At 53.0% G+C, this 14,084-nt stretch carries 13 protein-coding genes; 12 read left to right on the top strand and 1 reads right to left on the bottom strand.

What is annotated here, in order from left to right; translation table 11 throughout:
- The first annotated feature begins 3 nt into the window (after positions 1–3).
- From flgA to JRI89_00425, 9 genes are all read left to right on the top strand, one after another.
- Entirely contained in the window at positions 4–978 is a 975-nt protein-coding gene (gene flgA, locus JRI89_00465) for a flagellar basal body P-ring formation protein FlgA (GenBank protein MBW2069703.1), read from the top strand.
- A gap of 22 nt (positions 979–1,000) precedes the next feature.
- Positions 1,001–1,711, top strand: coding sequence for a flagellar basal body L-ring protein FlgH (locus JRI89_00460; protein ID MBW2069702.1), 711 nt, complete (start codon positions 1,001–1,003; stop codon positions 1,709–1,711).
- Between the two features lie 66 nt (positions 1,712–1,777).
- Complete coding sequence (locus tag JRI89_00455) at positions 1,778–2,878, top strand: flagellar basal body P-ring protein FlgI (protein MBW2069701.1); 1,101 nt, start codon at positions 1,778–1,780, stop codon at positions 2,876–2,878.
- A 131-nt stretch (positions 2,879–3,009) separates the two neighbouring features.
- Positions 3,010–3,405, top strand: a complete 396-nt coding sequence (locus JRI89_00450) for a rod-binding protein (GenBank protein MBW2069700.1) — start codon at positions 3,010–3,012, stop codon at positions 3,403–3,405.
- Positions 3,406–3,505: 100 nt separating this feature from the next.
- Positions 3,506–4,018 (top strand): flagellar export chaperone FlgN, encoded by a 513-nt coding sequence (gene flgN, locus JRI89_00445; GenBank protein MBW2069699.1) that lies wholly within the window; start codon positions 3,506–3,508, stop codon positions 4,016–4,018.
- Between the two features lies 1 nt (position 4,019).
- The gene (gene flgK / locus JRI89_00440) at positions 4,020–5,735 is read left to right on the top strand and encodes a flagellar hook-associated protein FlgK (protein ID MBW2069698.1); all 1,716 of its coding nucleotides are present in this window, start codon (positions 4,020–4,022) and stop codon (positions 5,733–5,735) included.
- A gap of 102 nt (positions 5,736–5,837) precedes the next feature.
- On the top strand, positions 5,838–7,028 hold the full coding sequence (gene flgL, locus JRI89_00435; GenBank protein ID MBW2069697.1) for a flagellar hook-associated protein FlgL: 1,191 nt from the start codon (positions 5,838–5,840) through the stop codon (positions 7,026–7,028).
- Between the two features lie 161 nt (positions 7,029–7,189).
- Entirely contained in the window at positions 7,190–7,426 is a 237-nt protein-coding gene (csrA, locus tag JRI89_00430; GenBank protein ID MBW2069696.1) for a carbon storage regulator CsrA, read from the top strand.
- Between the two features lies 1 nt (position 7,427).
- Positions 7,428–7,943, top strand: coding sequence for a flagellar assembly protein FliW (locus tag JRI89_00425; GenBank protein ID MBW2069695.1), 516 nt, complete (start codon positions 7,428–7,430; stop codon positions 7,941–7,943).
- A gap of 84 nt (positions 7,944–8,027) precedes the next feature.
- Here JRI89_00425 and JRI89_00420 read toward each other — a convergent pair whose 3' ends face one another.
- Entirely contained in the window at positions 8,028–8,987 is a 960-nt protein-coding gene (locus JRI89_00420; GenBank protein MBW2069694.1) for a hypothetical protein, read from the bottom strand.
- Between the two features lie 617 nt (positions 8,988–9,604).
- Between JRI89_00420 and JRI89_00415 the strand changes: the two genes are divergently transcribed.
- The 3 genes from JRI89_00415 to JRI89_00405 all read left to right on the top strand — a co-directional run bounded on the left by JRI89_00415 (position 9,605) and on the right by JRI89_00405 (position 13,989).
- A complete protein-coding gene (locus JRI89_00415; protein MBW2069693.1) occupies positions 9,605–11,089 on the top strand; it encodes a GGDEF domain-containing protein in 1,485 nt (494 codons plus the stop codon).
- Between the two features lie 89 nt (positions 11,090–11,178).
- Positions 11,179–12,843, top strand: a complete 1,665-nt coding sequence (locus JRI89_00410; GenBank protein ID MBW2069692.1) for a response regulator — start codon at positions 11,179–11,181, stop codon at positions 12,841–12,843.
- Positions 12,844–13,131: 288 nt separating this feature from the next.
- Positions 13,132–13,989, top strand: coding sequence for an HDOD domain-containing protein (locus JRI89_00405; GenBank protein ID MBW2069691.1), 858 nt, complete (start codon positions 13,132–13,134; stop codon positions 13,987–13,989).
- Positions 13,990–14,084: the final 95 nt, after the last annotated feature.

Genomic DNA, 14,084 nt, shown 5'->3' with positions numbered 1-14,084 from the left:
ACAATGAGAAATAGTAAAGTGACAGTGGGCCTCGCAGCACTGGTTGCCGGCATCATTCTTGCCTGGAGCTCGCCTGCCGCCTGTGCCCTGGAAATCAGGATACACGAGCAGGCGGAAGTAACAGGTAGCCTGATTACTCTGGGCGAAGTAGCCTCTTTCAGCGGCCAGAGTGATGCCCAGCTGGCAGAGCTCAAGCAGATAGTAGTGGCTCACGCCCCTGCGGCTGGTGGGCGTCTGGTGCTGGATCGCAAATTTCTGAGCTACAAACTCAAGGCGCGCCTCAGCCGGCCGCATCTTTCCGTGGTGCTTCCTCGACAGCTTGTAGTGACCCGACGCGCTCAAACAGTGGGCAAAAGCACACTGGTGCGCATATTCAGAGAACACGTGAAGGCGCACATGCCCTGGCCTCCAGCCACGGTGAGATTCAGCAACATAAGAGTGCCTGAGGCGGTGTTGCTTCCTGTGGGCAGATTTTCCTACAAGGTGCAGACCCTGGGAAAGTCGCGCTACCTGGGGACTGTCACCTTGTTGGCAACTCTCTTTGTCGATGATGTGCGCCAGCGAGCCGTGCGTCTTTCCGGGCGGGTGGAGGTGAGGCAACAGGTGGTGGTAGCAGCCAGGGATTTGCGGCGACGTCAGAAGATTCAAAGGGGAGACCTGTGCAGCAAGACAGTGGATCTGGCAAGAATGCCCGGCGGCGTGCTAACAGATGTGAGCGACGCCATTGGTATGCAGACGGTGCAGCCGCTGCGAGCAGGGGAGGTGGTTCTCTCCCGGATGCTGCAAAGAGCACCGTTGATCAAACGAGGCGACCGGTTGGTCATTGTGGCCGAGTCTGCCTGCTTGAAGGTGGTAACCACTGGCAGGGCTCTGGAAGATGGCTATGAGGGCAGCGCTATCAGGGTGGCCAATCTCAGCAGCGGCAAGGAGATCATTGGCCGCGTTCTGGGGCCCAGCAGTGTGCGGGTCGACTTTTAAGGCGAGGTGCGAGGGGAGCAAAATGAGCTTAGTTTTCCGAAGAATGCTGGCAATACTGCTGCTCTGCCTTATGAGCGGCTGCGCCGGTACGCCGGTGGTTGACCAGCAGGCCGGTCTGGATCTGTCACGGTTTGCTGAGCCGCCAACAAAAGAGGAGCTGCCGCCTGATGCGGGACTGTGGCAGCATGGCCAGAACACCTCTCTGTTCAGCGATTTTCGAGCGCGCAATGTGGGTGATATTGTCAGAATCAAGATTGTCGAGACTGCCAAAGCCAGCAAAGAAGCCAAGACCAGTACTGCTCGAGATTCTAAGGTCGATCTGGGAATCAACAATTTTTTCGGCTATGAGAATTGGCTGAAAGACCACTGGAACGAGTCGTACGGCTTCGATCCTGATCACATGATCAGGGCACACACCATAAACGACTTTGACGGCTCCGGCAGTACCACGCGCAACGAAACCATGGTTGCCTCCATCTCCGCCAAAGTGGTGAAGGTCATGGCCAACGGCAATATGATCATCAGGGGCAGCCGGCAGATCAGAGTGAACAATGAGGACCAGATCATCGTGCTCAGCGGCATGGTGCGGCCAGAGGACATCACTGTCGACAATACCGTGCTTTCCAGTCTCATTGCTGACGCCAGGATTGAATACTATGGCAAGGGAGTGGTGAGTGAAAAGCAGAGGCCCGGCTGGTTGGCGCGAGTGCTGGATATTGTCTGGCCATTTTGAGCGCCTGCTGAGCAACCACTTGGTTTCTGGAGTGAAGACGTGAGACGGACATACGACAGCTACAGAGTGCTTGCCTTGATCTTTGTGGCAATTTTTCTTGCTTGGGGAATCTGTGATCAGGCTGCTGCCGTACGCCTGAAAGATATGGCCGCGGTCCAGGGAATGCGTTCGAATCAGCTCATCGGCTATGGCCTGGTGGTTGGTTTGGAAGGCACCGGAGACGGCAAGGGAACTAAATTTACCGTGCAAACCCTGGTCAACATGCTGGAGCGCCTGGGGGTGGATGTGCCGCGTGAGCAGGTGAAAGTGGATAATGTGGCTGCTGTGATGGTGACGGCAGATCTTCCCTCCTTTGCGCGCCGGGGCAGCAAGCTGGATGTACTGGTCTCCTCCCTGGGAGACGCTGAGAGTCTCCAGGGCGGCACCCTGTTGCTCACGCCCCTCAAAGGTGTGGATGGCCAGGTATACGCCCTGGCGCAGGGAGCGGTCTCGATTGGAGGCTTCAAGGCTGTAGGCGCTGCAGGCGGCGGGGTGCAAAAAAACTTCCCTACGGTGGGCCGCATCCCCGAAGGGGCAACAGTGGAAAGGGAGCTGCCATACAATTTCAGCGTCGAGAGCACCATAGGAATAAACCTGTTTCATCCGGATTTTACCACGGCAACTCGCACTGTAGCGGCAATCAACAAATACCTGCAAGGAGAGGTGGCAAGGGCCATAGACGCTGGCACCATAAGGTTGGAAGTGCCGGCCTCGGCTAGAGAAGATCTGGTGGGTCTCATGGCCCGCCTCGAGCAGATCGAAATCATTCCTGACAGCAAGGCCAGAGTTGTGGTGGATGAACGGACCGGCACCGTAGTAATGGGCGAGAATGTGAGAATTTCCACGGTGGCTGTGGCCCACGGCAGTTTGAGCATCCAGATCAAGGAGACCCGCAACGTGAGCCAGCCAGCGCCTTTTGCCAGGAGAGGCCGTACGGTGGTAACCCCTGAAAGTGATGTGCAGGTGCAGGAGGGCACCAAGAGATTGCTGTTGGTTAAAGAGGGTGCCAACATCGGCGAAGTAGTGCAGGCCCTCAATGCAGTTGGCGCCACTCCGCGAGATCTTATCAGCATTTTTCAGGCCTTGAAAGCAGCCGGCGCCCTGCAGGCGGAACTGCAGATCATCTGATCATGACTACCGTATTGCTCGTGGATCTGGTCGAACAACTGGCCTTTCCATGAAGTTGCAAAGCAGCTGTTTATCGGAAGAGGCCGAAGATGGACAACAAGCAACAGGGAATGGTCTGAAGGAGGCCACAGATGATTGATGGAGCAGCAGGCATGGGCAGCGCCCTGGACTTTCACCTCCAGGAGGATGGAGACCAGAAGCAGGCTCTGCGCAGGGCCTGCGGGGAATTCGAAGCCGTGCTCCTGCATCAGATAGTAAGAGGGCTGCGCAAGACCATCAGCAAATGCGAGCTGTTTCATGGTGGCCAGGGGGAGGAGATGTTCCAGGACTTCCTGGACCAGGAGTTTTGCAGAGGCATTGCTCGGGGCTCCGGCCTCGGCCTGGCGGAACTCATGTACAAGCAGCTGAGCCCTGCTGTCGAGCAGACTGGAGAGAAGGAGCCGCAGCCTGCTTCTTTGCCGCGCCTGAAAAGTGGTCCCAGAAAGACTGTACAAAATGGGCTGGCTCTGCCTCTGCTCAACCGCTGAGTCTGCAACTGCGGTATTGGGCTGCGCTCCGGGAAGGAAATCCTCTCTTGCTGCTTGTGAAACAAGGACATTGTGTCGATAAGTAGATGGAGGGTCAGTGATGCCCCATACAACTGTAAGACAACTGACAGAGTCCCTGCAGGAGGTCAGCCAATGTTTACAGCAGCTGTATCTCTTGCTGGAAGAGGAGCAGGAGAATTTGCGTTCTTTTGACTTTGACGGTCTGCTCGCCCTGGCAGCGAAGAAAAGTGGGGTACTCCATGAGCTCGGAATGGCGGCTGCAAGAGTGGACGAGTACCAGGAAAGACTGGCGACTTGCTGGCAGATCCCTGCCGGACCAACACAGCTGCAAGCTTTGCTGGAAATGGCCGTTGCCAAAGATTCACAAGGGACACTCCTCACAGAGGCATGGCAGCTGGCGCAGGACTGGAAGCAAAAACTGGGATTTCTCCAGAGTCGCAACAGTATTCTGATTGGTGAAGGCCTGGCCTTTTGCCAGGATGCTCTGGCCTGCATGCATGCAGGCATTGCTGGACACTGCCAGCCGTATTCAGCCACACCCCATACTGTCGAAAGAAAGCCAGGACCTCTTTATTTGCACAGAGAGGTATAGCATGCCAGGAATAAACAGCATACTCGACATTGCCCAGAGAGCCCTGGAAGTGCAGCAAAATGGCCTGGAAGTGACGAGCCATAATATTGCCAATGTGAACACCCCAGGATATTCAGTGCAGAGGGCGATTCTGCAGGCCAATGAACCGGTTCCTGTGGATGTGGGTCTGATGGGCACCGGGGTGGAGACCCTGGAGATCCAACGCGCTTACAGCCAATTTCTCAATGAGCAACTGATTGACAAGCATGCCCAGACCTCCAGGTGGCAGGCAGAAAAGCAGGTGCTGGCCGTATTGGAATCGCGCTTCAATGAGACTGAGGGGCCCGGCCTCAACCAGCTGCTGGATGATTTCTGGAATAGCTGGGAAGAGCTGAGCAACAATCCCGGAGGCATGGCAGAGAGGACCACCCTGATAGCCAGGGCCAGATCTCTTGCGGAGGCTATGAACAATGCCGCCCTTCATCTCGACAGTGTAAAGGATGACCTGGATTTTACCATCAGCAATGCCTGTACAGAAGTCAATCGCTACGTGGATCAACTGGCTGAACTCAATGAAAAAATTGTGGCCAATGAATCTCAATACGGTCATGCTAATGATCTGCGGGATCAACGCGACCTTATTCTCGAGAAACTCAGCGAACTGGTGCCAGTGAGCTCCCTGGAAAGCGAGCAGGGAACTCTGTCTGTTTTCCTGCCGGGCGGCTACACCCTGGTGGAGGGCACCAGTTCCTGGCACCTGAGCACTGCCCTGGACGGCAACAACAGACAAAGGCTGCTCTACAACGGTGACACAGATATCACTGACAGCGTTAGCGCCGGCAAAATTGGCGGCTGGCTCGAGGTGAGGGACGAACTCATCCCCAAGTATGAAGAGACATTGGACGGGCTGGCCGCCCATCTGGCCAACATGGTCAATGAACTGCACCGACTCGGCGTCGACCTGGAAGGCAATGATGGCATTGACTTCTTCACTTACACTCCCACCTTTGGCAGTCTTCCTGATGCCGGTACCAGTGATAGCGTTAATATTACGACTGAATTTTACGACAGTGCCAGCAACACTGTGGGCCTCTATAACCCGGCTGAGGTTTCGGGTGACCGCTATCACGTTCAATTCAATATGAACGGTGGCGTCATGGAAATCTCCATCAGCAACTTTTCCACTGGCGCTCTGGTAGTGGCAGCTCAACCCTATGTCTCTGGCACTTCCTACGACTTTGATGGTTTGCGGGTTACCATAGCCGACAAGGGCAGCGGCCCGCGCAATGGCGAGGGTTTTGTGCTGCTGGCAAATCGTGATCTGGCAAGCAACCTGCGAGTGAGGCCAGAGCTTGCGGCTGACGCCAGAATGGTGGCGGCAGCAAGGCCTGCTGGTAGCGAGCCGTTTGCACCGGGCGATAACCGCAATGCACTGGCCATTGCAGAGCTGCGCAATCAGCAAACTATGATATGCCGCCAGCAAGGGACCCTTGGCGAGATTTTTCGCTCTGGTCTGGTTGCTGCAGTTGGAAATGACAGTGCTTTGGCCAGCAGCCGTCATAAGTATAGTGAGGGTTTGCAACAACAATTGACAAGCATGCGTGATTCAGTAGCCGGGGTGTCCCTGGATGAGGAAATGACAAATATCATAAAGTATCAGCATGCTTACATTGCGGCGGCAAAACTCATTGGCGTCACTGACGAGATGTTGCAGACCCTGTTGAACACCAAGACCTAGAATACCGGGGCAGTTGAAAAGAGAAGCGCTGCCAGAGAGACCGGCTCAGGGCAGCATCTCTAGAAGAGAGGCCCTGCAGCCGAGCACTCAGGGAGATGGCTTATGAAAGTTGCCACCAGGACGGTATACGACCAGATTATTCAGACCCTCTTTCGACAGACAGAAAGGTTGCAGGACTTGAATCAGGTTGTCAGTTCCGGCAAGAGGATCAGCAGCCCTGCAGATGATCCTCCAGCTGCTGCCCTTGCGCTGGACATCAAAGGCAGCTTGAGCGAACTGCAGCAATACAGCGACAACATCAACGAGGCCAAAGCGCAACTGCAGGCCAGTGAAAGTATTATAGACCACATAACCCAGGTACTTACCAGGGCAAAAGAGATTGCCGTGCAGATGGCTTCCGAGACATCGTCTGCTGAGAATCGCAGAATTGCCGCTGCCGAAGTCTGGCATCTTTCAGAAGAAGTCATGCAGGCTGTCAATTTTCAGCAGAACGGCGTGTATGTTTTTTCTGGTTTTCAGACAGACCAGCAGGCAGTTGGCCACCTGAACAGTGTAGCAGATGTTGTGGCCCACCAGCAGACTGGAGGCGATGCTGCAGACATTACCGTAACCTGGGATCCTCTACTCATAGACCAGACATTTCCCAGCAATCCCTACCTGATCGAGGTAACAGCTGTGGCCGCAGACAAATCCACCATCTCCTTCCGAGTCTCAAACGACGGCGGCACCACCTGGGCAGAGTACAATAACGTGGCCAGTGGTACAGACGTGAACATCGCGGCAGGCATGGACGTGAACTTTGACGTTCTTGGCGGCAGCTTCCAGGTGGCAGACCGCTATACCGTTCCCATCCATCACTATGAGATGACGGCCGGGGATGATGCCGTTGAGGTGCACATTGGCCGCAACGCCAAAGTGACCAAGAACGTAACCGCTTCAGGCGTGCTCGAACTGGCAAGTGGCAAGAGCGTCCTGGACATCCTGGATGAGCTGCGGGCGGCGCTGCTCAACAATAATACCGAGGCTATTGGCAGCAGCCTTGTGGAACTGGCTGCAGCTCAGGACAAAGTGCTCGATGAGGCGGCAGACGTGGGGGCCAGGCTCGAACGGTTGGATGTCAGAGAGACTCTCAATGATTCCCTGGGCTTATTCAACAAAGAACGGCTTTCTCAGGTGGAGGACGCTGATATAGTTGCCGCCATTACCCAGCTCAAAAATCAGCAGCTTGCCTATGAGGCTGCTCTGCAATCTGCCACCATGATCACCAGGATCACTCTGCTCGACTACCTCTGAGGTGGCACTACTGAGCGGTTGGCAAAGTTAGCATAGAGCCCGCAAATCAGATGGGCGGGACAGGAGAGCCGCAGCAGGAGACAGCGGCACAATGGGTAGCCGTCAGGCTCCACCGGCAGCAAGACAATGGATCGTCTCGAGTTCACCACGGAGGGTGAGAGGTGCTCATATTAGCCAGGAAGGCTGGAGAGGGAATACAGATAGGTGACGATATCTTGGTACAGGTACTGGAGATCAGAGGACGGCAAGTACGGCTGGGAATCAGTGCCCCGGCAGATACCGCCGTTCATCGCAGTGAAGTATACCAGCGTATAGCGGCTCAGAACCGCATGGCTGCAGCCGCACCCGCTGATCTTCAGGAGGCGCATTCTCTGTGGCTTCGCGGTAGAGGAGAATAGTTTGCAGAACACAGCAGAAGAAAAAGCCCAGCAAAGCGATATTCTTCATGTTGAGACGAGCCGCTTCGGCAAGATCCAGATCACTACTGGACAGATCGTCACTCTGCCCAAAGGGCTGGTGGGATTTCCGCAGCAGAAAAGATTCGTGCTTCTGTCACACAGGGAGGATTCTCCCTTTCTCTGGCTGCAATCTATTGATGATCCTACCCTGGCCTTTGTGGTCGTCCTGACGGCAGCTGTTGTTCCTGAATACCAGATAGAGTTGCACGAAGAGGACAAGCAAGAACTGCAACTGCAAGACGAGGGGCAGTGTGCCGTCTATGGCCTGGTAACCATCCCCCGTCAGGATCCCACGGCCATGACAATCAACCTCCTGGGACCGATTGTCATAAATACCAACAAGCTGCTCGGCAAGCAACTGGTACTGCACAACTGCTGCTACTCCCATCGCCATCCTCTCCTCGCTCCTGACAATGGCCGTTCCCAGAAGGCATGTTGCAGAATTACAGCAAAGTAAGAGAGTCTTGGCAGGGGGACAGGTTGCCCTTGCGAGTTGGGTAACGCAGGGCAAGGAGGAAGTCTCTCTGTCGTCCTTCCAGGGTCAGGGCGAGCGTTGAGATACCGAGCGACGATGCTCTTGACCATGCTCAAGGTTTTCTGCCAGCCGCCGTTGCTTGATGATCATCCTTTGACATTCATGAATCCAGCGTGACAGATCTTCGTTCAGCCTGTCCAGGTCATCTGAGAAATAGGACTTGCCATAGCCCGCATCAACCTGTCGGCTGAGAAAGCGGAAACGCAAACGCCGCCTGCCCTGCTTTATCAGCCTGTTGCCCAGGAGCTCCGCCTGGAAAAAGATGGTTGCTGGCACCCTTGCTTGCCGACTTTCGAAACAGCACGGCTGGAATGATACTTCCAGGACCATGACGTCGCCTTTGCCAAGTTCGCTGATTGCAGGAAGATCTCTGCTGGTGAAGCTGAGACCGCCGGCGCTGATATCATCCACGGGAGCATTCTGCAGCATCAGGCGCTGGCGCCTGCGGTGAGCTGGCCCTGTCGCTCTGAGAGAAACGCATACACGCGCTGCCTTGGCAGGTTGCAGTCTGTAGTGACGCCGTTTCTGGCCCTGGTGTAGACAAGAAGGAATTGCAATACTGAGAAGCCGATGTTTCACTCGGCCAATCTGCTTCTGGATGATGCCGCTTGCTGACGTATTGAAATAGAAAAACTGTTGTCCTTGCCCATGTCCCACCCGAAAGTAGACAGTCAGGGGCAACTGGCGCAACTTTGTCAATTCACTGCCATAGTCCAGGAGCTCGACCAGCAAAGTGTTCTTTTCGGTCAATTCCATGGGAACTGCAGTCATTGATGAAGAGGTTTCCTGCAGTTCTACGACTATTTCGTAAGCCTGTCTCTCAATGATTGACTGTTCCAGGATTGTTCTAATTTGGCATTCACTGTCTACCTGACAGAGTTTCCGAGGCTGGCGGCGGCTCTGGCGCCGGAAGAACAAGATCAGACAAAGGAGAGTGCTGCCTATTATAATCAGATATGATTTCATAAAATTCTCTTGTCTGAGGTCTCCCCTTGGACCACAATAGCCATATACCGAGTTGCGGTTGGAGGTGTGCCTCAGTATCTATTTTTGCAATACCCATGCCTCCATGAGCTTTTTCTGACAAGGAAGGTATACAGGTCTGTACTATTTTTCTTTTACTCGTGGTGCCCTGCCCTTGCCACCTCGGGGCTCTGCAGTGCTTCATTGACAGAGAAGCTGTGTTGGAGATCAAACAAAGAAGGAGATGGCAGAGTTGCGGCAAGTGAGGTTCTACAATGGGGTTCAGAGCAAAAAGGTGCTCTTTTCCCGAGAGCACAGGCTGAGCAACTGACAGACGATTTAACTGTAAGACAGGGAATTTACAGGCAATTTATTTTACTAATTGTGCGAATCAGCAGCATGTTGTCATGGCAGTGCCCTGGTGGCAGGCACAGTTGCTGCCAGCTGTCGGGGTCCTGGGCCAGGAGCCTGGGGAATCCGGGCCGCCACTTTCTCGAGGCATGCCTGTTGCATGAGGCTTCTGATTCGGAGAGACAAGTGTCTGTGATAGCAGTGTGTCTGGCTGCTGGATGGGTGCACGACGAACTGGATTATCCGAGGCGCAACGAGGTGAACAGAGAGTGAGCCAAGTAGACGTGGAAGAGATCATCAGGAAATCGGAAAATCTGGCAACCCTGCCGGGCATAGCAATGGAAATTCTTGCCGCAGTGAGAAATGAAAAGGCCGGTTTGAACGAGATTGCCGACATCCTTTCCAAAGATCCACCACTCAGTGCCAAGGTGCTGAGAATGATCAACTCACCATTTTACGGCTTGCCCAGGAAGGTCACTTCAGTACCGCTGGCAGTAAATTTGCTCGGCATAAACACGGTAAAGAACCTAGCCCTAAGCTTTTCTCTTATCCGCAACTACAATCAGGGAAACGGCAGTTCTTTCGATCACACACTCTTCTGGAAGAATTCGCTCATAGCAGCGGTGGCAGCAAAACTGATCGGAGAGCAGCTGCTTGCTTCCGGCGCGGAAGATGTGTTCTTTTTAGGTCTGCTTCACAACATTGGGGTCTTCGTATTGAGCCAGTGCCTCCCTGAGAAATACGAACTGGTGGCAAAAGAAGTAGAAGCAGGCTCCTGCACAGATCACGAAGCTGAAAAAAAGATAATTGGCATAAATCATATGCAGGTAGGAGGATTTCTTGTTGATAAATGGGGTCTTCCTGACAACTTTTCCATACCAATAAGCTATCATCATTACCCCGAACGATTGCCTGAAGCGGCAGTTGAGGCAGAAGGTTATACAAAATTGCTCTATCTGGCTGCACTTATCAGTGATTTTCTTGCACAGAAAAACATTAACTATCTTAAACAATTGGAAGAAACCTGGGTGAAATATGATCTTGCGGATAAAATAAGATTGGACGACATAATCGAACAAATTGATAAAAACACCAAGGATATTTTGCCTCTGTTCGAAATCAGGGTTGATAAACAGGAAAACTATCTACACTTGATTGAAGAGGCTCGGAAGGAGCTTATAAATCTATCTAGCAGCATAGTGACAGATCTATTGAAACAAGAAAAAATTATTGCCACCTTGAAAGAACAGACGCTGCGCGACAGTCTCACAGGGTTGTTCAACTATAAAGGTTTCCGTCAATTTCTCAAAAACGAATTCTACCGTGCTCAGAGATACAGGTCCAAGCTGGCGCTCGCCATTGTTGATTTTGACCTGTTCAAGGCCATCAATGATACTTTCGGCCACCTTGCTGGTGACCTGGTGCTGCGGACAGTTGCCCGCCACATGACTGACTGCTTCCGGGAGTCAGACATTATTGCTCGTTATGGTGGAGAAGAATTCGCCATCATCATGCCGGAGACGGACAGTACAGGTGCTATGATTGCAGTGGAGCGATTGCGGCAGCAGCTGGCATCTCTTGCCATTGAATTCGAAGGCAAGAGCGTACAGGTAAGCGTCAGCATCGGCGTTGCCTCGCTCGAGGCGGAAGCAGACATCACCCATGACGATCTGCTCGATATGGCTGATCGAGCCCTCTACCAGGCGAAAGCTGAAGGACGCAACAGGTGCTGTCTGTATTCTACTCCAAAGTAGAGTCAGGTCACGGGGGACGCCCGAGCCGAGTTTCCCCAGGGCAGAAAGTTGCTGCTGGACAGAGGAGTAGATAGGAGGAGAGGTGACAAATGAGCAGAAATTCTTCTGAGAGCCGTTTACAGCATCCCTCAGGAGATTGGCGGTTGGATGGGGAGCTGGTGCTGGAGACGAGCGGCCTGTTGGAGGAAGAGATCTGCAAACGAAAGGTTGCCGAAGACGTCCTGCGCAGGGAAAGATTATTTATCAGCGACATATTCAACTCCATTCAAGACGGCATATGCGTTCTCGATCTACATTTCAACATTATTCGTACCAACAGGTCGCTGGAGCGCGCCTTTGCAGACAAGAATACTCTATTAGGCAGGAAATGCTACCAGGTCTACCAGATGAGGGAGGAGCCCTGCCCCTGGTGCCCCGCGGTCATAACGTTGGAGACCGGTGAGGTGAGTGTTCGCGAAGTTCCCTTTGAATATGGGTACCAGTCAACTAGATGGTTCGAGATATCTGCATTTCCGTTCAGAGACGGCGCTGGCAATGTGGTGGGGGTCATAGATTACATCAAAGACATTACCGAGCGGAAGCATGCCCAGGAAGAGAGGCTGCAGCTGGAGGCGCAGCTCTGCCAGGCCCAGAAGATGGAAGCTCTCGGCACTCTTACTGGGGGTATCGCCCATGATTTCAACAATGTACTCCAGGGCATCCAGGGCTATGCAGAGCTGCTGCTGCTGGGAAGGGCCGATGAAGAAAACTGCATGCGCCAGCTACGTGAGATTCTCAGCATTGCGGAGAGAGGAAAACAGATGACCGGCCAGTTACTGAGCTTCAGCCGGAAGTTGGACAGTAAACTACAGCCGGTGGAGCTCAATCCTCTTGTGGAAAAAACAGAGGATCTCTTGCGCCTCGCCATGCCCAGAATGATAAATATAGAACTAGAGCTCGGCCCTGATCTGCCTACTGTTTTGGCTGATGCGACCCAGATTGAACAAGTGCTCGTCAACTTGGCCAACAACGCCAGAGACAGCATGCCGAAGGGTGGAATCCTGACCATCTCCACGGCAAATGTCAGCATAAGTGAGGAGAAGTGTCGTCTGCGTCAGGAGATAAAGCCAGGAGAGTATGTGGAGCTCACCATTACTGACACCGGCCACGGCATGTCAGCAGAGATGCTCGAGCAAATCTTCCAACCATTCTACACCACCAAGCAAAATGGCGCGGGTGCTGGCTTGGGATTGGCCATGGTGAAGAGGATTGTGGCCAATCACTCGGGCCATATCACTGTAGAGAGCAGTCCAGGCCATGGCACAACCTTCAAAATTCTATTGCCGGTGTCACAGGTGAGGCGCACCACTCCCGCTGAAGAGCAGGCAGCGGTTTGTCAAGCAGGCTCTGAGAAAATCTTGCTCATCGAGGATGAGGAAGCCATTCGAAATTCAGTCAAACAGATGCTCGAGATGTTTGGCTACACCGTGGTCTGTTCGGCGAAAGGTGAATGGGCTCTGGAGCTCTATGCCAAGGAAGAGGCTGGGATAGAAGTCATTATCCTAGATCTCATCATGCCTGGTATGGGAGGCAAAGAATGCTTGAAGGAACTCCTGAAGATCAATCCCCAGGCTAGGGTACTAGTTGCCAGCGGCTATGCAAGCAGCGCTGTGCAGCAGGAACTGCTCGAACTAGGTGCAAAAGGATTCATTCGTAAACCGTACAAAATAGAACAGGTTCTGACAGCAGTGCGAGAAATATTGAAGAACAATTAAGAATGATAAGATAGCTGTCAATTGGCAACAGAAGTCAATCCCCTGATCATCTTCCTGCCCTTGCAGTTACTCAGTAAAAATAAAGTATGCAGCGGTCAACTCATTTGATGTTCCTTTTTTTCCTGGCCGTACCTTTTTGCAGCTTTTCCTGAAGCAGCCTATCTCGTATTTATTTAAGATTTTTCCGCTTTTTGCCGATAAAACTCTTGTAACATCCCGGATTATGGTATGGTGATCTCTTTCCTGAATTTGTGAGCCACAGATTTCAATAAAGATAAGGCTTGTCATATGAGTAATGCCAAAGAAATCAGAGAGAAAATACGTCGTCTCGAGGAAGTTCCCACCCTGCCGCACTCATTTACCATGATTCTTAATACGATTGAAGACGAAGACTCCACAGTAAAAGATCTCGCTGACATTATTGCCAAGGATCAAGCCTTGTGTTCGAAGATCTTGAAAATGGCGAACTCAGCCTATTATGGACGCTTCCGTAATGTAGCCACCATTGAGCAGGCGGTAATCGTGGTAGGCTTCAATGAGGTGCGCAGTGCTAGTCTGACAATCTCTGTATATGACAGTTTTTCTTCTGTGGTGCCAGCGGAGGTGCTGGAGGATTTCTGGATTCATGTTCTCACCAGTGCTGCTGCCGTCAGGCTTTTGGGTGATCGGGGTCAAGAAATACACCCTGAAAAGGTCTACATTGGGGCGCTCCTCCATGACATTGGCAAGCTCGCCCTACACTCTATACTGGGAGACGCATATTTCACTGTGGTCCAGGAAGCCAGAAGCAGAGGGCAGGCAGACCACGAAGCAGAGAAGGAGGCGTATCAGCTTCACCACGGCCAAGTAGGAGGCTGGCTGGCCGAGAGATGGCATTTCCCCGCAGAGCTCATGGAACTCATTGCCCAGCATCATTCCCCTTTTGCCGCTTCTGTGGTTCGTCCGAAAGGAGTGGCCACCGTATATCTGGCCAACAAACTGGCCCATCAAGCGACGGCAGGAGAAGAAAACATCTGGCCATTTGATGGAGGCAGCAAGGAGGCCATGGCGGTCCTGCAGCTAGACAGTGAAGAGCTGGCCGAGATGTGCGGGGCTGTTCGCCGACAGCAGACAGCAATAAAGGAAGTGTTTTCACTAATTTCCTAGGAGGAATGAGGTTAGATGGTTATTCGTTAGCTGGCACCGCGGCAGATCCGCGGGAGTCATTTCTTTGGTTAGCCCATCTGCAGAAGATGCAAGCG

The organism is Deltaproteobacteria bacterium, from assembly GCA_019309045.1.
Classification (GTDB): Bacteria; Desulfobacterota; Syntrophobacteria; order BM002; family BM002; genus JAFDGZ01.
The sequence above is the reverse complement of the archived record's forward strand: the minus strand, read 5'-3'. Positions and strand labels throughout refer to the sequence as shown.